We start from the raw sequence: 19334 nt of genomic DNA, 5'->3' as shown, positions 1-19334 counted from the left end.
TATCCACTTGCATATCAGCACAAAAAACGCTATCATAAAAGATACATTTTTCTACACAATATCAACCAATAGTCACCCGCTTGTGCTATGGTGAGAGTGGATACTCTACTTTCTTTTTCATACGTATGTTATCTTATCATACATTTCCCCTTCTGTCAATAAGATTTTTTTGCTAAAATTCTGTTAATTTTATCTCTTGTACATCGGGCTCTCTTTCTATATAATAAGAAGAACATGCGTTGTTATCATACTACAAAGAGAAACGTATTACAAGTACATTGAGGAGGGTTTTACAAATGAATAACAGAAGCAGTTTTTCCGGCAAGCTTGGCTTTGTCCTCGCGGCAGCCGGTTCTGCCGTCGGCCTTGGAAATATCTGGCGTTTTCCATATCTGGCGGCGCAGTACGGAGGCGGCACATTCCTTTTGGTTTATCTGATCCTGGCAGTCACCTTCGGCTTTTCTCTGATGATCGCAGAAATTGCCATCGGACGCAAAACAGGTCTTAGCGCTATCGGCGCCTTTAAATCCCTGGACTCTCGTTTCGGCTTCCTGGGGATCCTGGCCGCACTTGTTCCGATTATTATCTTTCCCTATTATTCTGTCATCGGCGGATGGGTCATCAAATACTTTTTCGTATTCCTTTCCGGCGGAGCATCTGCCGCAGCCGGAGACGACTATTTTACAGGTTTCGTCGGCGGCACATTCGAGCCTCTTGGATGGTTTCTGATCTTCCTTGGCGTAACTGCTGTCATCGTCCTTCTTGGCGTAGAGAAGGGTATTGAGAAGGTCAGCAAATTCATGATGCCGATCCTTGTCCTTCTTGCAATCGGCATCTCTGTCTACTGCCTGACACTTAATGGCGCTATGGACGGTCTTGCTTATTATGTAAAACCGCAGATGGCGGATGTTTCTGTCAAAACAATCCTGGCTGCCATGGGACAGCTCTTCTACTCTATGTCTCTGGCCATGGGTATCATGGTAACTTATGGTTCTTATATGCGAAAGGACACAAATCTGGAAAGCTCTGTCCGGCAGATCGAGATTTTTGATACCGCGATCGCTTTTCTGGCCGGCCTTATGGTTATCCCGGCGGTCTTCGTCTTTTCCGGCGGAGATCCTAAGATCCTGCAGAGCGGTCCAAGCCTGATGTTCGTCATACTGCCGAAAGTGTTTGACAGCATGCAGTTTGGAAACGCTGTAGGTGCAGCCTTCTTCCTGCTGGTCATTTTTGCGGCGCTGACTTCTTCCATCTCCCTGATGGAAACCATTGTATCCATTTTCCGGGATAAATTCCACTGGAGCCGGAGATCCGCCTGCATCTTTGTTGCAGTCCTGGCTCTTGTAATGGGAATTCCGTCCTCTCTGGGATTCGGCCCGCTTTCCTTCATTACCTGGGCAGGCATGACCATCCTGGATATCATGGATTTCATAAGCAACAGCGTCATGATGCCGATCGTAGCTTTCTTCACCTGCATCTTCGTCGGCTTCTTCGTCGGTCCAAAAACGATCTCCGAGGAAGTTCGAAGAAGCAATGGCAAATTCGTCGGCGAGAAACTGTTTACCGTCATGATCAAATGGATCACACCCGTGTTCCTGATCCTGATCCTGGTAAGCTCCGTGGCAAATGCCATGGGATGGTTTAAACTGTAAATGTACAATGGGGACGTACACTTTTTGCAAAAGTGTACGTCCCCATTTGCGTTTGCCCCTGTCCCCTTTCACTTCTCTAGGACAGTTCCAGTTTTCCGGTATACAGCTGGTAATACGTTCCTTTCTGTGCGATCAGATCCTCATGATCGCCTCTTTCGATGATCCGTCCATGCTCCAGCACCATGATCGCATCACTGTTCCGGATGGTAGAAAGCCTGTGGGCGATGACAAAGACTGTACGCCCCTTCATCAGGTTATCCATTCCCTGCTGGACAATGCTCTCTGTCCTGGTGTCAATACTGGATGTTGCCTCATCCAGGATCAATACCGGCGGGTCTGCAATAGCAGCCCTTGCTATAGCCAGAAGCTGTCTTTGTCCCTGGGAAAGCTCCTCTCCGTCCCCGGTCAGCATGGTATCATAGCCATTTGGCAGCATCTTAATGAACTGATCTGCATGGGCCAGCTTTGCCGCGCTGTAGACTTCTTCGTCTGTCGCGTCCAGCTTGCCGTACCGGATATTTTCCATGATCGTTCCGGTAAACAGATGGGTATCCTGCAGCACAATGCCCAGAGAATGGCGCAGATCTGCCTTTTTGATCTTATTGATATTAATACCGTCATAGCGGATCTTTCCGTCCTGTACATCATAGAAACGGTTGATCAGGTTGGTAATGGTGGTCTTTCCTGCCCCCGTAGAACCTACAAAGGCCAGCTTCTGTCCCGGCTTCGCATACAATGTCAGGTCATGAAGGACCATGTGGTCCGGCTCATAGCCAAAGGACATATCATAAAATCTTACATCGCCCTTCAGCTCTGTGTATGTCACCGTGCCGTCTGCCTGGTGCGGATGCTTCCAGGCCCACATGCCGGTACGTTCCCTGCACTCGACAATTTCCCCGTTTTCATCCCTTCTGGCATTCACAAGCGTCACATAACCCTCATCTTTCTCCGGCTCTTCGTCCATAAGAGCAAAGATCCGTTCCGCTCCCGCCAGTGCCATAACAATCGCATTAAACTGCTGAGCCACCTGCATGAAAGGCTGCGTAAAGCTCTTGGTAAACTGCAGGTAGGACGCCATAACACCCAGCGTAATATTGCCGATTCCCATGACGGACAGGAACCCTCCCAGCACTGCCGTCAGCACGAACTGAAGATTCCCGATGTTTCCGATGACCGGCCCCATGATACTGGCAAACGTATGGGCATTCGCCGCACTCTCATACAGCTTTTCATTAAGTACGTCAAACTCCTGCTCCGACTTTCTTTCATGGTTGAATACTTTCACGACTCTCTGTCCGTTCATCCGCTCTTCCACAAAACCAGTAATATTTGCCAGATCCAGCTGCTGCCGGATAAAATATTTTCCGCTGTTTCCTCCGATAAATTTCGCCACCAGGATCATCACTCCGATCACCAGCACCGCAAGGAGCGTCAGGATCGGACTCAATGCCACCATTGCGATAAAAGTAACCACGATCGTAAATGCAGACATCAGTACCTGCGGAATCGACTGATTGATCATCTGTCGCAGCGTATCCGTATCGTTAGTATACAAACTCATGATGGATCCGTTGGTATTCTGGTCAAAATACCGGATCGGCAGCTTTTGCATATGCTCAAACATTTCATCTCTGACTCTCTTCAAAACACCCTGGCCGATCACAACCATCAGACGGGTATACAGGAACGAAGCCAGCACTCCCGCCATGAAAATACATGCCAGCACGGTAAGCGCCATATAAAGTTCCGAATAGTCCGGGTTCTTTTTCCCGATCAGAGGGATGATAAAGTCATCCAACAGAAAACGCAGTGATAAGGATACAGATATACTGGCAACCGAACTAATCAGAATACAGATCAGCACAAGGATAAACTGCACTTTATAAGTACTAGTCACATATCCAAGCAGCCGTTTTGCCGTCTCGATCGTGCCCCTGGTAACCTTTGGTTTTCCCTGATTACTCATCGTCCTCTCCTCCTTTCAGCTGTGATTCATACACTTCCCGGTAGATCGCATTGGTCTTCAGCAGCTCCTCCGAAGTGCCGATACCATTGATTTCTCCGTTTTCCATAACAATGATCATATCTGCATCTTCCACAGAAGAAATTCTCTGTGCGATGATGATTTTTGTCGTATCCGGAATCTCCTCCCGGAACGCCTGGCGGATCAGTGCGTCTGTTCTGGTGTCCACCGCACTGGTTGAGTCATCCAGGATCAGTATTTTCGGCTTTTTCAGAAGTGCCCTGGCAATACACAGCCTCTGCTTCTGTCCACCGGACACGTTGTTGCCGCCTTCTACGATCATCGTATTGTATCCTGCCGGAAATTCCTGGATAAATCCATCCGCCTGCGCAAGTCTGCAGACTCTCTGCACCTCTTCATTGCTGGCGTTTTCATCTCCCCAGCGGATATTTTCATAGATGCTTCCGGTAAACAGCACATTCTTCTGCAGCACCATAGACACCTGGTCCCGAAGCGCTTCCAGATTGTACCTGCGCACATCCACTCCTCCGACCTTCACACTTCCGCCGACCACGTCATAAAGCCTCGGGATCAGCTGCACCAGTGTAGACTTGGCACTTCCCGTACCGCCAATGATCCCCACGATCTGTCCGCTTTTAATGTGAAGGCTGACATCTTTCAGCGAAAGATTTCCTCCCTCACCTGCATAGCTGAAATCTACGTGTTCAAAGTCAATATCTCCATTCGCCACCTCAGTCAGAGCTCCCGGCTCGTCTTCCATCTCCGGCACCTCTTCCAGCACTTCGCGGATACGGTCAGACGAGGCCTCCGCGATCATGATCTGCACAAAAACGAAGGTAACGATCATAAGAGACATCAGGATCTGCATGGCATATACCATGATACTGGTAAGTTCTCCCGTCTGCATATCTCCGGTAATGATACTTTCCCCGCCGATCAGCACCAGGCACAGGACCACCGCATACATGACAAACTGCATAATAGGTGCGTTCCATGCCACGATCTTTTCCGCCTTTGTAAAAAGCTCAAATACTTTAAGAGATATTTTGTTGAATTTTTCGTTTTCATGGTCTTCCCTTACATAGGCCTTTACCACTCTCGCCGCATTCACGTTTTCCTGTACGGTATTGTTCAGTACGTCATATTCGTCAAATACCGCAATAAAATGAGGATGCGCTTTCTTTGCGATAAAGATCAGGGCTCCTCCCAGGATCGGGATTGTCACCAGCAAAAGAAACGCGATCTCCAGATTGATCGTAGCGGTCATGATCCATGCCAGCACGACCATGATCGGCGCTCTGGCCAGCATTCTGATAGAAAACATAAATGCCATCTGCACGTTTGTGATATCCGTGGTCAGCCTGGTCACCAGACTGGATGTTGAAAAATGGTCAATATTTCCAAAAGAAAAATCCTGGATCTTATAAAAAATATCATGCCGCAGATTCTTGGCATATCCGGCAGCCGCCACCGCGGCTACCTGCCCTGCCTTAGCTCCGAAGAACAATGCGACCATCGCCATAATAACCAGCAAAACTCCCATTTTGACGATATACCCCATATCGCCGTTCATGATCCCTACGTCAATGATATTCGCCATGAGAAGCGGGATCAGCACTTCCATCAGCACCTCCAGGGCCACCAGGACCGGTGCGATAAATGCCTGCTTTTTATATTCTCTTACAGACTGTAATAACTTCCGATTCATCGCTCTATCTCTTCCTTTCCCATTTTATTTTCTTCCTCCCAGGAGCTCAAATTAGCGGAAATCTGCTTCAGCACCCGAAAAAAGACCTTAAGATCCTCCTCCGGGATCCCTTGCCGGATCCGTTCCTCCGTCCGTTCAATGGACTTAAGAAGCTGTCCTCTTAAGCACACTGCCTTTTCTGTGGGAATGATCTTTTTCAGCCTGGCATCTTCCTTGGCACATTCCCGGTAAAGATATCCTTTCTTTTCCAGGAGGCGGAGATTTTCCGAGGCCGTCGACCGGCGGACTTTAAATTCCTTCTCCAGATCTTTCTGATACAGATCCCTTTGCATAGTTTCAAACAAAATAAAATGCAGAATACTCTTCTGCAAAATCGTTAGATCTCCCGGCTCATCCGGCCAGAGCATCTGCCTTTTCAATTGATGGGATACGCGATTGATCCACTTTCCCGCATGTTTTCCCATATTTTTATCACCCCTGTCATATTCATTCGATCTCTAACAGTTCGGAAACTAACAATATTATACTATGCTTCTTTCCACCGATTGTCAACTCCTTTTTCGGAGATTTTTATCCCCAAAAACAGCAAAAATAAGGATGGAAAATCTCCAAAAATTTCCCATCCTTTTACATATTTTCTCTTTTATTCCACAATCCATCCCTGGATATCTTCCGCTTTGGCATAGGCTTCCAGGTACTTTTTGCCCGATTCCATTGCCTTCTCAAGATCCTGGTTATCCGAAAACGAATAGATCAGCGTCAGAACCTCCCTTGCGTCTTCCGTGATCATTGCCCGTCTGGAATCGCTGGTAGAACTGCCTATCGCTCCTTCCTCGTCAGAGAGGACCGGCAGCGCTTCGATATTTACCTCATCTTTTCCGATTCCCTGATAGGTCTCTCCTTTTTTTCCAATGCGGAATACCAGTCTGTCGCCAAGCTTTTCCACGTCATAAGAGCCGGCCGAAAAACCAGACTCGATGGAGATCAGATTGTTTACATCTACCACCGTATTGACCTCATAAAGCCCTTTCCCCTGGCCGATCCGGCGGATCAGCGCTTCTGAAGACACGCGGTAACGGCTGGGATCCTTTCCAAACGCTTTATACGCCGCCCGGGACTCTTTAATATTGGGGATTTCGTTTACACCATAGTCAAAGATCTCATCCTTTGTTTTCCGGAAAATATCCTTTTTCAGATACTTCCACAATTCTTCATTTTTCTTTTCCACCTTCACTCTATACTGCAGGCATCCCACTCTGGTAGCCGGCCAGAGCTTTTTCATTTCTTCATCAATTCTTAACTCTTTTCTCACCGTTTTCTCCTTTGTTAGCGCTCGCTGCCCATACAGAACACTGCCACCACGCCAGGGCCGGTATGGCTTCCGATTACCGTACCGATATTATTGATCAGGATATTGTCAATTCCCATCTTTTCACGCACCAGCTTCGCCACATACTCCGCATCCTCCAGGCAGTCTCCGTGCGTAATCATGATAATATCATTCTCCCAGCCCTTTGCCTGTTCTGCTGCCATATCTACAATCTTATTCAAAGACTTCTTCCGGCCTCTTTCCTTGCCGACCACCTGGAGCTTTCCGTTATTATCCATGTGGATGATAGGTTTGATCTTGACCATCGTTCCCACAACGGCAGTCGCCTTTGAAACTCTGCCTCCTCTGTGCAGATGATTTAAGTCGTCCACGGTCACGTCATGGCAGATATGAAGCTTATGCTCCTCCACCCATGCAGCCAGCTCCCGGATATCCATTCCCTCTTCCTTCTTCTTCAGGGCATAGTACAAAAGCAGGGCTTCACCCAGACACGCACACAGAGTATCGATCACGATAATCGTCCGGTCCGGATACTCTTCCATCAGATCCTCTGCGGCAATCCGCATACTGTTATATGTACCGCTTAATCCGGAAGAGAATCCCAGGTGCAGGATATCCTTCCCCTCCTTCAAAAACGGTTCAAACGCCTCTTTTGCCTGCTCCGGATTCACCTGAGTTGTAGTCGCCATCTTTCCATCTCTCAGCTTCTGGAAAAATTCCTTTGCAGACAATCCGTTCATGTCGTCATAGGTCTGGTCATCAATGGTATATTTCAGAGGAATAACCGGCACATTTCTTTCCTCCAGCCACTCCTTCGGCAAATCAACAGTACTGTTTACGGTAATGATATATTCTCCCATATGGTTCTCCTCCTCGTATTGCATCCATTTTTCCTTCCTATTATACCATTCTTTTTCTGTCAATTCAATTTTACATTGAGATAATTCCGACCGGACAAAGTCTTGTTAAAACAAATACTGTAAATAATGATCGCACAGCCGATGATAAAGCCGATCCAGTTAAAGGCCGCAGTCAGGACCAGAAGTTCCAGCCGCATAAATTTCAGGGCATACCCTAGCTCAAAATTCGGCTGAGTGTAATTCGCCACAGCCACAAAAGCCATATACAGCATCACCTCGGAATTGAACCATCCGGACTGCACTGAGAACTCTCCCATCACAAGACCCGCGATCACGCTCAAAGGCGTGCTCAGCATGCTGGGAGTACTCATAGCCGCAAGCCGGAGACCATCAATGGCAATTTCCAGCATCAGGAGCTGAAAGATCAGAGGCACATGAACACTTTCTTTCACAGCCACGAACGCAAAGCTTTCCGGAAGCCACTGTATATTCTGCATAAACAACAGGAATACCGGCGTCAGGAAAACCGTCATCAGTGTGATCAGTCCTCTGGCAAATTTAAGATATACATTAGTCAGGGTTGGGAAATAGTAGTCATTCGCCTCCTCAATAATGTCAAAAATGGAAGTAGGAAGGATCATAGCAGACGGCGAGTTGTCCACCAGGATCACCACCTTTCCCTCCAGGAGACAGGCTGCCGCTGTATCCGGCCGCTCTGTATATTTAAACTTCGGGAAAGGATTGTACCACTTGCGCCGGAACAGACACTCCGCCAGGCTTTGCTGGTTCATCCGCAGATCTCCCACCTTTATCTTCCTGATACGGCTGATCACGTTATGAAGGAGCTCCTGATCCGCCCTGTCTTTCATATAGCATACAGCCACGTCCGTACGGGAGCTGTCTCCCACCTCCAGCATTTCCATGACCAGCCGCGGATCCCTGATCCTGCGGCGCATCAGTGCCGTATTAAATACAATGGTCTCCACAAATCCGTCTCTTGATCCCCGAAGAGACTTGTCCTTAGACGGCTCATCCACGCTCCTCGCCGGATAGGTCCGGCAGTCGATGGCGATACAGCCCTCATACCCGTCGATAAACAGGCAGGTCACGCCGGAGAGTACGCCCCGGAGCACCGCATCATAGTCCTCCAGCACTTCTACCTCCACATAGGGCACACAGGTTCTGGTAAACTGCGCTGCATCGGCAGGCATTTCCTCCTCCTTCACCTTCATCATGGAGTCCATGATCTTTAGCATTACCTCATCCTTGGTAAATCCGTCTATAAAATAAAAGGAAGACATTCTGCCGCCTATCAGCATATCCCTCTGGATCACGTCAAAACTTTCCTGCACCGGCAGGACCTTGTTCATATACGCGGCATTGTCTTCCCTGGAAGCAGATACTTTTCTCTGCTCTGCTTTGTTCTCCGACATCATTCCATCCTCCTTCACCCTGTACTCCTATCGGATAGGGTGTCCAGACACGTGGAAATTATACCTGCCGGAGTTTTCCCTCTTCATTCAATTTCTCTTGCTGTACTTATCTGTCTGACGTACTTCCAAAACCTCCATTGCGGACTTCAGTCACATCGTCATCTACCGTAATCCCGTACTCTACGAAAATTCCCTGCATAAAGCCTGCACCGGCCTTTAGCTCCACCACTTTTCCTTCCTTACTGTCATTGGTAAGCTTCGCAAAAATGTGGCCTTCGTTGTCAGATCCATAGTAATCACTGTCAATGATCCCCACTGTATTATTAAGCTGGAGCCGGTATTTAAAACCAAGTCCGCTTCTCGGGTAACACTTCAGCACCCAGTCCGGGTCCATTTTCACCCGGATCCCAGTCGGAATCTTTACCGTCTCACCAGGACGGACCGTCAGCGGTACCGGTGTATAGAAATCATACCCTGCAGAGCCGGCGGTTGCCCGCTTTGGCAGTCTGATCTCTTCGTATATCTCCTGCAGCTTCTCCTCCTCTGTCTGCCCGAAGGTATCAAAAAAGCCCTCCTTAAACTGTCCGAAGCTGACTTTTTCAAACTGTGCGATTCTTTTAGCCATAGATCTGCCTCTCCTCTAATTTCCACATTCAATACTGATCTCATTAAAGAGTGTCAGGATATCCTCTACCGAGATCTGCTTTTTCTCTTCGTCCTTTTTATCCAGGATCACATTCCCTTCATGCATCATGATCAGGCGGTTTCCATATTCCACCGCATACCGCAGATTGTGGGTAACCATGATCGTTGTCAGGTTCTTTTCCTTTACGATCTTATCTGTCAGCTCCATGATCAGCTCCGCCGTCTTCGGATCGAGAGCGGCTGTATGTTCATCCAGGATCAGGAATTCGATGGGCGTCATGGTAGACATCAGAAGCGCCATTGCCTGGCGCTGTCCTCCGGAAAGGGCGCCCACTTTTACATCCAGCTTATCTTCAAGCCCCAGATTCAGCTGCTTAAGCTGCTCCCTGTAAAACTCGATCCTGGCCTTGTTGGTTCCTCTTCCCAGGCCGTAGATCTTTCCTTTATTGTCCGCCAGAGACATATTTTCCAGGATCGTCATTGTAGGACAGGTTCCCATAGCCGGATTCTGATATACCCGGCCGATCCTTGCATTTCTCTGGAATTCTTTCTCCTTCGTAATGTCCTTTCCTCCCATCAGGATCTGCCCTGATTCCGCCGGGATGCTCCCACAGATAATATTCAGCATGGAGGTTTTGCCCGAACCGTTGCTTCCCACAACAGAAAGGAATTCTCCTTGTTCGATTTTCAGGTCAAATCCCCGGAACAGACACATCTCATTGACCGTACCGGGATTATAATATTTATGGATTCCCTTTAATTCAAGCATTTCCATTCACCTTCTTCTTTCTTTCCATACTGATAAGCAGAATGATCAGGAACAGTACTGCCGTGATCAGCTTCATCGCCTGCGGTTCAAAGCTCCTGAGCGCTACTGCCACACAGGCCTTATAGATGATGGATCCGATCAGCACCGCTGTTGTTGCCTTCAGCACGGTTACCTTCCGGAAGAGGCTGGTTCCGATGATCACACTCGCCAGGCCAATGACAATGGCTCCGGTACCGCTGGAGATCTCAAACACTCTCTCCTCCTGGGCAAACACGCAGCCTGCCAGGGACACCAGCCCGTTAGCGATCGCAAGCCCCAGGATCTTCACATTTCCCTGATCCTTGGCCAGAGACGTAACCAGCACAGGATTGTCTCCCACCGCGCGCAGGAGAAATCCGGATTTTGTCTTCAGATACAGATCCAGCACTACCTTACAGATCACCGTAAGGATCAGAATCAGCAGAAGCGTTGTATACCCGGACATCCCATCCGGAATGACACTCTCAATAAAATCATTCTTAAAGATTGTCTCCTGGGAAAAAAGCGGAACATTGGAGGTTCCGGCAATATAAAGGTTAATGGACCACAGCGCCGTCATCATAATGATTCCGGATAGCAGGTCCCTTACCTTCCCTTTTACATGGATCAGACCCGTGCACACTCCAGCCAGCACGCCGATCAGAAAGGCGGCCGGAAGAGTAAGATACGGATTCACTCCCCGGGTGATCAAAGCAGCCGTCACAGCCGCCCCCAGCGGAAAACTTCCGTCTACGGTCAGATCCGGAAAATCCAGGATCTTATATGTGATATACACGCCCAGCGCCAGGATTCCATAGATCAGTCCCTGTTCAAGTATCGTGATGAAAAAGCTCATGAAAATGCCTCCCTAAATTCTATTCTGCCGTAATCTCATCAAAGCTTTCTACAGCAGATGATGCTAACTCTTCCGGAACGGTGATGCCAAGATTTTCCGCCACCTTGGTATTCACATAGAATCCCGGCTCAGTAATGACTTCACATTCCATCTCAGAAGCCTCTTTCTCGCCCTTCAGGATCTGCGCCGCCATCTTGCCTGTCTGTTCTCCCAGTGCGATATAGTCAATGCCTTCTGCCGCCAGACAGCCGATCCTTACCTGCTCGATCTCACTTCCAAACACCGGAATATTCTTTTCATTTGCTTTTTCCAGGATGGTCGGAAGAGACGCAACAACTGTATTATCCGTCAGATTTGTGATACAGTCTACCTGGCTTAAAAGATCATCCGCGGCCAGAGACACATCCGCCGTAGTAGAGATGCCCGTGGTCACCAGTTCAAATCCATAGTCGCCTGCCAGCTCTTCATATTCTTCAATGGCAGAAATAGAGTTGGCCTCGCTGGTAGTGTACATGATCCCCAGCGTCTTTGCATCCGGCAGGATTTCCCGGATCATTTTAAGCTGTTCTTCGATCGGCAGCTTGTCGGAAGTCCCTGTCACGTTCCCTACCGGCATATTATCTTCATCTGTCAGTTCCGCTTCCACCGGATCCGTAACCGCTGTATAGACTACCGGAATATCAGAATCCATTGCCGCATTGTATGCACTCTGAGCGCTCGGTGTCGCAATCGCACAGATCATGTCTACACCGTCTGACACAAAGCTGTCTGAAATCTGTCCCGCTGTTCCCATATCAGACGCTGCGTTCTGATAATCCACCGTCAGATTCTCGCCCTCTACGATTCCTTCTGCCTCCAGTCCCTTCAGAAAGCCTTCCCGGCAGTTATCCAAAGACCCGTGCTCCGCAAACTGCTCGATACCAATGGTATAGCTTGCCTGTCCGTCGCCTGAAGAGCCGGAATCACTGCCGCACCCTGCTGCCATTACTGTTGCCATTGCCGTTACTAAAAGTCCTGCTACTAATTTCTTTTTCATGATTTTGTCTCCTTTTCTCTTTTTTAGGTACGGTCTGCACTCTGCCATCAGCCGTACATTGTTAGGAGAGAAAATATTTTGAATGTCCGCGTCCTCAAGATATTATGTAATAAAAAACCGCCTCAAACTCCAGGTTTGAGGCGGTAATATTTACATATCATCGCGGTACCACTCAAATTGACGAATCGTCCACTTTTCTCATGTACTAACATACACTCCTGATTGATAACGGGTTCGGTTCCCGACAAGCCATACTCTCCTATGATTTCAGGCCGCCCTCAAAAGCCCATTCACTCATCAGATCCATACGGCAATCCCACCGCCTGCCGCTCTCTTTGATTTCTCCGGATAAGCTACTCTTCTTTCTCAACGGTTTTTAATTTTTGATTATCTACGCTTACTACTTTAATTCAACAAAGTACATTTGTCAAGACAAAGTTTTGAAATATGATCTTTTCCGACTTCCTATTTCTTAATAACCGGGACAGGTGTCTCGTCCTTCATATCCAGATTATTAATGTATTTCTTCGTCTCACGCACAATATCATTGGAAAGCAGCAGGACTGCTATCAGGTTCGGTATCGCCATAAATGCATTCAGCGTATCCGCGATCAGCCATACCAGATCCAGTGCGATTACCGGTGCGATCACTGCAACTGCAATATACAGACAGCGGTAACCAATCAGAATACCCTTTCCAAATCTTCCTGCAAAGTATTCCACACAACGCTCTCCGTAATATGCCCATCCGAGAATGGTGGAATATGCAAAGGTGATAATACCAAGCGTCAGGATCACCGGTCCGAGTACCGGAATCTGTCCGAATGCCAGAGAAGTAAGAACACCGCCGTCAGATACTTCATCTGCATTGATATTCGGGTTCTTCATAATAGTGGTTACGAGTACAAGGCCTGTCATCAGACATACAACTACTGTATCCCAGAAAGTACCTGTGGAGGAAACAAGTGCCTGACGTACCGGGTTTCTGGTCTGTGCGGCTGCCGCTGCGATAGGAGCGGAACCCATACCAGATTCATTGGAGAACAGACCTCTCGCAATACCGAAACGCATTGCCATCAGGATACCGGTACCAACCAGACCGCCTGCTGCCGCGCCAGGTGTGAAGGCCAGCTTGCAGATCGTTACGATCGCCGGGATAATAAAATCATAGTTCATGCACAGGATAACGATACATCCCAGTACATAAAAGATTGCCATGAACGGCACCAGCTTTTCACATACGCTTGCGATAGATTTAATACCGCCAAAGATAACGATCGCGGTCAGAACTGCGATTACAACTCCAACTGCTGCCGGCGGAATATTAAAGTTCTCATTGGCAACTGTTGCGATCGCGTTTACCTGAGTTGCACATCCGATACCGAAGGATGCAAGACCTGCCAGGATCGCAAACAGCATACCGAGCCATTTCATGTTCAGTCCTCTTTCCAGTGCATAGAAGGCACCGCCCTGCATACGGCCGTCTTCTGTTTTTACTCTGTATTTTACAGCGATCAGTGACTCTGAATATTTGGTAGCGATTCCAAATACACCACTGAGCCAGATCCACAGAACCGCTCCGGGTCCGCCCATTGCAATAGCTGTACCTACACCGATGATGTTACCGGTACCGATGGTAGCCGCCAGAGCCGTTGTCAGTGCACCGAACTGGGAAACTTCTCCTTCCGCCTCAGGATCTCGTGTAACAGAAAGCTTGATACCTCTGGAGATGGAATATCTCTGAATAAATCCTGTACGGAACGTCATGAAAATATGTGTTCCCAAAAGCAGGATGATCATTGGCCAGCCCCAAACGACACCATTCACAGTCGTAACAACATTGTTAATTGCGTCCATCATAAAATCAATTCCCCCTTTTTCTCTTCTTTTTTTCCTTGGTCTTCACATGCATCTTTGTTGGAATTTCGTTACACATTCAGCAGGAAAACGATACCTCCTTCCATGGTTTTCCTGACTTCCATTTACCTAGGTTCTATTCTACATGAATGTATTGAAAATTTCAATATTCGTTACAAAAATGACATGTTATTCGTCATTTTCACTAAAATATTAAGATTTTTCTTTACATTTCAAGATTGTTAATTATATAACTATTGCTTTGTTTTGAATTTTCTGCATATTGAATAGAAAACAAAAAAACTCCGGAAGTTTTCCTTCTTCGGAGTTTTATCTATATTGCACAATATCTTGTTTTTCTACAGGTGCATACTAACATATATAGCTTATTTACGCAAGTACTTTTTTACGAACAATTTTCCTGATACATTCTATGACGTTCTCTAAGTCTTTATTCATATCCTGGCATATCTTGTTTCTTCAAAATTCTGTCTATTCAAGAATAGAGCCAAAACAATAAGAATAGAAAATCTGCCATGGCTATAGTACAATGGGAAAAAGACTTGACAGATTTCGGGAGGAAGCAGTTATGAGTCCGCAGTGGGAAAAGCGCAGAAAACGTGTGTTTGAAATTATCGAGGTAGGTACAAAGTACGATTATCCCAGCAGAGCCTATGATCTGTTCAACGCATTTTGTATTCTTTTAAACCTGACAACCAGCATCATGTATACCTTTCATGATCTGAAATATAAATATGGAGAGCTCCTGGTCACTCTTGACGAAGCGACCGTCGCTCTCTTTTTCGTCGATTATATCTTAAGAGTCTGGACCGCCAAATATCTCTATCCACAACTGTCCCAGCCTCTCGCCATCCGGAAATACGTCTTGTCCTTTACCGGTGTGGTAGACCTTTTATGTTTCCTTCCTCACTACCTGCCAATATTTTTCCCTTCAGGTGCCGTTGCATTCCGGATGCTCCGGATCATCCGGATCTTCCGCCTGTTCCGGATCAACTCCTATTATGATTCGCTGAACGTGATCGGAGAAGTCATTGCAGGGAAGAAACAGCAGCTGATGTCCTCCGTCTTTATCATCCTGATGCTGATGCTCGGCTCCAGTCTCTGCATGTACAGCCTGGAACACGAAGCACAGCCCGAAGTATTCCAGAATGCCTTTTCCGGAATCTGGTGGGCCGCCTCTACCCTGCTGACCGTAGGATACGGGGACATTTATCCTGTAACCACTCTCGGGAAAATGTTTGGCATCTTTATTACTTTTCTGGGTGTGGGCATGGTCGCTATCCCTACCGGTATTATATCCGCCGGATTCGTCGACCAGTATTCCCGGATCAAGCGTATCAGCGAATATGGCCAGGAAAGCGATATTCATTTCATCCGTCTTCCGCTCTCCGAGCAGGACGAATGGATAGACCACACTATCCATCAGCTCCATCTCCCGGACCGGATCATTGTCGCCGCCATCCAGCGGGAGTATAAGATCCTGGTCCCCCGGGGAAATATGATGCTGCGCGCCGGCGATGTCCTGATCCTTGGCGCCGAATCCTTCCATGATCCCAAGGAACGGATCAAATTAAAAGAACTGGTCCTTCAGCGCAGTCATCCCTGGATCGGTGAAAGGATCCGTGATCTTAACATTTCCCGCCACTCCATCGTGGTCCTCGTAAAACGCCAGAAAAAAGTACTGATCCCCAACGGGAAGATGATCCTTCGCGAAGGGGATGTGGTTATCATTTATACCCAGGCCCATATGTCTGATGCCGAGGATATTGATCTTTAGTTTAAAACGGCGTCCCGTACAGGTCGTAAGGGGTCACCTGATACACGTAATAGTTCAGCCAGTTGGTATAAAGGTTGTTGGCTGTGGCCCGCCAGGTAAGCAGGGGGCGGATCTTTGGATCGTCTTCGGGATAATAATTTTCCGGCATCCGGATCTTAAGGCCTTTGGAGAGGTCTCTTTTATATTCCTGATCCAGCGTCACCCGGTCATATTCCGGATGCCCCATCACGAAGATCTGACGGCCTCCTCCTGCCATGGCAAGGAAAAGCCCCGCTTCTTCTGATTCCGCCAGGATCGTCAGACGGTCATCGGCACGCACCTTTTCAATCGGTGTTTCGGTATGCCGGGAATGAGGCGCCAGAAACACATCGTCAAAGCCTCTTACCAGTGGGATCTTCCTGTTCAGCACCTTGTGCCAGAAGACACCGAACACCTTCTCCTCCAGCGGCGCTTTATTTATTCCGTAATGATAATACATACCGGCCTGGGCTCCCCAGCAAAGATGCAGGGTAGATGTCACATGCGTCTTGCTCCATTCCATGATCTCCTTAAGCTCTTCCCAGTAATCCACCTCTTCAAAAGGGATCTGTTCCACCGGGGCACCGGTAATAATGAATCCGTCAAATTTTCTCTCTCTGATCTCACTAAACTTATAGTAAAATTTATTCAGATGGCTGGTGGGCGTATTTTTCGATGTGTGTGAAGAGACCATCACAAACGTCACGTCCACCTGCAGCGGCGTGTTGGACAAAGAGCGCAGGATCTGAAGTTCCGTATCCTCCTTTAACGGCATCAGGTTCAGAAGCCCGATCTTAATGGGCCGGATATCCTGATGCGTCGCCCGGTGCTCGTCCATCACAAATATATTTTCTTTTTCCAGTATTTCCTTGACCGGAAGATCATTCTGTACTCTGATCGGCATAATCGATTCTCCTTCTTTTCATTAGAGCATTAAATTTATTATACCCTTCCGGCAAAATACCGTCAACACTCAAATGGGGACGGGGGATTTTCAAAAATCCCCCGTCCCCATTTGCATTAACACTCTTTCTGGAACGTGGCACAGGCTGTTTCCTGGCACCGACAGGCGCCTCCGCCCTCTACACTGATCTTTCCGGCATGGCACTGGCACCCTTCATTATACATGCAGTTCTGCGCTTTGCAGTCGATGCTGCTGAAGGAAGAAGCGTCCGCCATCGTATTGCTGGTGGTGTTGCTTTTACGCTTCTCAAAGCTGTCACAGCAGGTATCCTCCGCCTGCTTTGCCGAATTTCCTCCCACCGTAATGTGGTCAAGGCTGCAGTAGTAATCTACATTATGCGTACATGTCTGTACCGTACATTTCAGTTCCGGCATCATATTCCCTCCTGTTCTTTTTGAATATCAAGGTATATAATGCCCATTTTTTCAAAATTTTAAACAGATCAGAAGCTTATTCTTCTTCTCTCTCTACCTCGCGCTGTACCTTGCCCGCGATCTCTTCCTTCACATCCTGAATGAATACATCCAGGCTCTTCTGCCCTTCGTCTCCTGCGAAACGGCTTCTGACAGATACCGCCCCGGCTTCTTCTTCCTTCGCTCCGACTACCAGCATGTATGGGATCTTATTCATCTGAGCTTCACGGATCTTGTAGCCGATCTTTTCCGCTCTGGTATCGATCTCAGCTCTGATTCCTGCAGCATCCAGCTTTGCCAGCACTTCTTTTCCGTAATCCATATATTTATCGGAGATCGGCAGGACCTTCACCTGTACCGGTGCAAGCCAGGTCGGGAAAGCACCGGCAAAATGCTCGATCAGGATACCAATAAAACGCTCGATAGAACCAAAGGCCACTCTGTGGATCATGATCGGACGGTGCTTCTCTCCATCCGCTCCCGTATACTCCAGATCAAAGCGCTGCGGCATCTGCATATCCAGCTGGATCGTACCGCACTGCCAGGTTCTTCCGATAGAATCTTCCAGATGGAAGTCGATCTTCGGTCCATAGAAAGCGCCGTCTCCTTCGTTGATCACATAGTCCAGACCCAGATCGTCCAGCGCGCCTCTTAAGCCCTCTGTCGCCATCTCCCAGTCCTCGTCGCTTCCCATGCTGTCCTCCGGACGGGTGGAAAGCTCTACATGATACTTAAAGCCAAACAGGCTGTAGATCTCATCGATCAGTCTTGCCACGCCTTTGATCTCGTCCCGGATCTGATCCGGTGTCATGAAAATGTGTGCGTCATCCTGTGTGAAGCATCTTACACGGAACAGTCCGTGGAGCGCTCCGGATTTTTCATGTCTGTGCACGATTCCAAGCTCACCGGCGCGCAGCGGCAGATCCTTATAGGAGCGGGGCTCTGATTTGTAGACCAGCATACCTCCAGGACAGTTCATCGGTTTTACCGCAAAGTCTTCCCCGTCGATCTGTGTCGTATACATATTATCCTTATAATGATCCCAGTGACCGGAATTTTCCCACAGATGGCGGCTTAAGATCAGCGGTGTGGAAATCTCCACATATCCGTTTTTCTTATGCAGCTCTCTCCAGTAATCAAGCAGTGTATTTTTCAGAACCATTCCCTTTGGAAGGAAGAATGGGAATCCCGGTCCTTCATCGCACATCATGAAGATGCCGAGTTCTCTTCCCAGCTTTCTGTGATCCCTCTTCTTTGCCTCTTCCATCATGTGGAGATACTCGTCCAGCTGTGACTTCTTCGGATAAGAAATTCCGTAGATACGGGTAAGCATCTTGTTCTTTTCGCTTCCTCTCCAGTATGCTCCGGCAAGGCTTGTCAGCTTGACGGCCTTAACGCCTTTTGTGGACATAAGATGCGGTCCTGCACATAAGTCCACAAACTCTCCCTGGCGGTAGAAGCTGATCTCTTCGCCTTCCGGCAGATCCTCTACCAGCTCTACTTTATATGATTCGCCCTGTTCCTCAAAATAGCGAACCGCTTCTTCTCTTGTTTTCGTAAACCGCTCGATCGGCAGTGCCTCTTTTACGATCTTCTTCATCTCAGCCTCGATCTTTTCCAGATCCTCTGCCACGAACGGCGTCTCGCGGTCCAGGTCATAGTAGAATCCATGATCGATGGACGGTCCGATAGCCAGCTTTGTCTCCGGATACAGCCGTTTGACAGCCTGAGCCATGATATGAGAAGTGGTATGCCAGAATGCTCCCTTCCCATCCTCAGAATCAAAGGTCAGGATTTCCAGTTCACAGTCCTCGCCTACCTCTGTCCGGAGATCCGTGATCTCGCCGTTTACCTTGGCAGAAGTCGCTGCTCTTGCCAGCCCTTCGCTGATATCCTTTGCAATATCAAGCACGGACATCTTGCTTTCATACTCTTTGACCGTTCCGTCTTTCAATGTGATTTTCATAGTCTTCTCTTCCTTTCTTTTTTGGTC

The 19334-nt window shown here is 48.1% G+C and carries 16 protein-coding genes and 1 other annotated feature; of the genes, 2 read left to right on the top strand and 14 right to left on the bottom strand.

The genetic code is table 11. From position 1 onward, the window contains the following. The first annotated feature begins 296 nt into the window (after positions 1-296). On the top strand, positions 297-1652 hold the full coding sequence (locus BKD12_RS08820; protein WP_070088959.1) for a sodium-dependent transporter: 1356 nt from the start codon (positions 297-299) through the stop codon (positions 1650-1652). A 76-nt stretch (positions 1653-1728) separates the two neighbouring features. Here the strand turns inward: BKD12_RS08820 and BKD12_RS08815 are convergent, their stop codons facing one another. The 11 genes from BKD12_RS08815 to BKD12_RS08765 form a co-directional block, all read right to left on the bottom strand. After that, on the bottom strand, positions 1729-3618 hold the full coding sequence (locus tag BKD12_RS08815; RefSeq protein WP_070088958.1) for an ABC transporter ATP-binding protein: 1890 nt from the start codon (positions 3616-3618) through the stop codon (positions 1729-1731). Further along, positions 3611-5344: an ABC transporter ATP-binding protein gene (locus BKD12_RS08810; protein ID WP_070088957.1), complete on the bottom strand. Its 1734-nt coding sequence runs from the start codon at positions 5342-5344 to the stop codon at positions 3611-3613. Before BKD12_RS08810 ends, BKD12_RS08815 begins: the two co-directional genes overlap by 8 nt. Next, positions 5341-5808: a MarR family winged helix-turn-helix transcriptional regulator gene (locus tag BKD12_RS08805; RefSeq protein ID WP_070088956.1), complete on the bottom strand. Its 468-nt coding sequence runs from the start codon at positions 5806-5808 to the stop codon at positions 5341-5343. The genes BKD12_RS08810 and BKD12_RS08805 overlap by 4 nt, the downstream gene beginning before the upstream one ends. Positions 5809-5987: 179 nt before the next feature. Then, a complete protein-coding gene (locus BKD12_RS08800) occupies positions 5988-6656 on the bottom strand; it encodes a B3/B4 domain-containing protein (RefSeq protein WP_242872747.1) in 669 nt (222 codons plus the stop codon). A 14-nt stretch (positions 6657-6670) separates the two neighbouring features. Further along, positions 6671-7534 carry a DegV family protein gene (locus tag BKD12_RS08795; protein ID WP_070088955.1) on the bottom strand — a complete coding sequence of 288 codons (864 nt, stop codon included), beginning with the start codon at positions 7532-7534 and terminating at the stop codon, positions 6671-6673. A gap of 59 nt (positions 7535-7593) precedes the next feature. Further along, on the bottom strand, positions 7594-8967 hold the full coding sequence (locus BKD12_RS08790) for a spore germination protein (RefSeq protein WP_070088954.1): 1374 nt from the start codon (positions 8965-8967) through the stop codon (positions 7594-7596). A gap of 106 nt (positions 8968-9073) precedes the next feature. Then, positions 9074-9592, bottom strand: coding sequence for a dCTP deaminase/dUTPase family protein (locus BKD12_RS08785; protein WP_070088953.1), 519 nt, complete (start codon positions 9590-9592; stop codon positions 9074-9076). A 15-nt stretch (positions 9593-9607) separates the two neighbouring features. After that, positions 9608-10381: an ABC transporter ATP-binding protein gene (locus tag BKD12_RS08780; protein WP_070089464.1), complete on the bottom strand. Its 774-nt coding sequence runs from the start codon at positions 10379-10381 to the stop codon at positions 9608-9610. Further along, positions 10374-11255 (bottom strand): ABC transporter permease, encoded by an 882-nt coding sequence (locus BKD12_RS08775; protein ID WP_070088952.1) that lies wholly within the window; start codon positions 11253-11255, stop codon positions 10374-10376. Before BKD12_RS08775 ends, BKD12_RS08780 begins: the two co-directional genes overlap by 8 nt. 19 nt (positions 11256-11274) lie before the next feature. Continuing rightward, positions 11275-12291, bottom strand: coding sequence for an ABC transporter substrate-binding protein (locus BKD12_RS08770; RefSeq protein WP_070088951.1), 1017 nt, complete (start codon positions 12289-12291; stop codon positions 11275-11277). Between the two features lie 133 nt (positions 12292-12424). Beyond that, positions 12425-12670 (bottom strand) — a binding site (T-box leader). Positions 12671-12756: 86 nt separating this feature from the next. Continuing rightward, entirely contained in the window at positions 12757-14151 is a 1395-nt protein-coding gene (locus BKD12_RS08765; protein ID WP_070088950.1) for an alanine/glycine:cation symporter family protein, read from the bottom strand. A gap of 586 nt (positions 14152-14737) precedes the next feature. On the opposite strand from BKD12_RS08765, the gene BKD12_RS08760 reads away from it, so the two are divergent. Beyond that, positions 14738-15946 (top strand): ion transporter, encoded by a 1209-nt coding sequence (locus BKD12_RS08760; RefSeq protein WP_070088949.1) that lies wholly within the window; start codon positions 14738-14740, stop codon positions 15944-15946. A gap of 1 nt (position 15947) precedes the next feature. Here the strand turns inward: BKD12_RS08760 and metA are convergent, their stop codons facing one another. From metA to thrS, 3 genes are all read right to left on the bottom strand, one after another. Continuing rightward, the gene (metA, locus tag BKD12_RS08755; RefSeq protein WP_070088948.1) at positions 15948-16868 is read right to left on the bottom strand and encodes a homoserine O-acetyltransferase MetA; all 921 of its coding nucleotides are present in this window, start codon (positions 16866-16868) and stop codon (positions 15948-15950) included. 116 nt (positions 16869-16984) lie between these two features. Continuing rightward, positions 16985-17302, bottom strand: a complete 318-nt coding sequence (locus BKD12_RS08750; protein ID WP_070088947.1) for a DUF1540 domain-containing protein — start codon at positions 17300-17302, stop codon at positions 16985-16987. 76 nt (positions 17303-17378) lie between these two features. After that, positions 17379-19307: a threonine--tRNA ligase gene (gene thrS, locus BKD12_RS08745; RefSeq protein WP_070088946.1), complete on the bottom strand. Its 1929-nt coding sequence runs from the start codon at positions 19305-19307 to the stop codon at positions 17379-17381. Positions 19308-19334: the final 27 nt, after the last annotated feature.

Source organism: Merdimonas faecis (assembly GCF_001754075.1).
GTDB classification, from domain to species: domain Bacteria; phylum Bacillota; class Clostridia; order Lachnospirales; family Lachnospiraceae; genus Merdimonas; species Merdimonas faecis.
The sequence above is the reverse complement of the archived record's forward strand: the minus strand, read 5'-3'. Positions and strand labels throughout refer to the sequence as shown.

Bases quoted from the DNA above. Each gene is read 5' to 3' on its own strand.
- BKD12_RS08820 (WP_070088959.1), top strand. From the start codon at position 297: ATGAATAACAGAAGCAGTTTTTCCGGCAAGCTTGGCTTTGTCCTCGCG.
- BKD12_RS08815 (WP_070088958.1), bottom strand. From the start codon at position 3,618: ATGAGTAATCAGGGAAAACCAAAGGTTACCAGGGGCACGATCGAGACG.
- BKD12_RS08810 (WP_070088957.1), bottom strand. From the start codon at position 5,344: ATGAATCGGAAGTTATTACAGTCTGTAAGAGAATATAAAAAGCAGGCA.
- BKD12_RS08805 (WP_070088956.1), bottom strand. From the start codon at position 5,808: ATGGGAAAACATGCGGGAAAGTGGATCAATCGCGTATCCCATCAATTG.
- BKD12_RS08795 (WP_070088955.1), bottom strand. From the start codon at position 7,534: ATGGGAGAATATATCATTACCGTAAACAGTACTGTTGATTTGCCGAAG.
- BKD12_RS08790 (WP_070088954.1), bottom strand. From the start codon at position 8,967: ATGTCGGAGAACAAAGCAGAGCAGAGAAAAGTATCTGCTTCCAGGGAA.
- BKD12_RS08785 (WP_070088953.1), bottom strand. From the start codon at position 9,592: ATGGCTAAAAGAATCGCACAGTTTGAAAAAGTCAGCTTCGGACAGTTT.
- BKD12_RS08780 (WP_070089464.1), bottom strand. From the start codon at position 10,381: ATGCTTGAATTAAAGGGAATCCATAAATATTATAATCCCGGTACGGTC.
- BKD12_RS08775 (WP_070088952.1), bottom strand. From the start codon at position 11,255: ATGAGCTTTTTCATCACGATACTTGAACAGGGACTGATCTATGGAATC.
- BKD12_RS08770 (WP_070088951.1), bottom strand. From the start codon at position 12,291: ATGAAAAAGAAATTAGTAGCAGGACTTTTAGTAACGGCAATGGCAACA.
- BKD12_RS08765 (WP_070088950.1), bottom strand. From the start codon at position 14,151: ATGATGGACGCAATTAACAATGTTGTTACGACTGTGAATGGTGTCGTT.
- BKD12_RS08760 (WP_070088949.1), top strand. From the start codon at position 14,738: ATGAGTCCGCAGTGGGAAAAGCGCAGAAAACGTGTGTTTGAAATTATC.
- metA (WP_070088948.1), bottom strand. From the start codon at position 16,868: ATGCCGATCAGAGTACAGAATGATCTTCCGGTCAAGGAAATACTGGAA.
- BKD12_RS08750 (WP_070088947.1), bottom strand. From the start codon at position 17,302: ATGCCGGAACTGAAATGTACGGTACAGACATGTACGCATAATGTAGAT.
- thrS (WP_070088946.1), bottom strand. From the start codon at position 19,307: ATGAAAATCACATTGAAAGACGGAACGGTCAAAGAGTATGAAAGCAAG.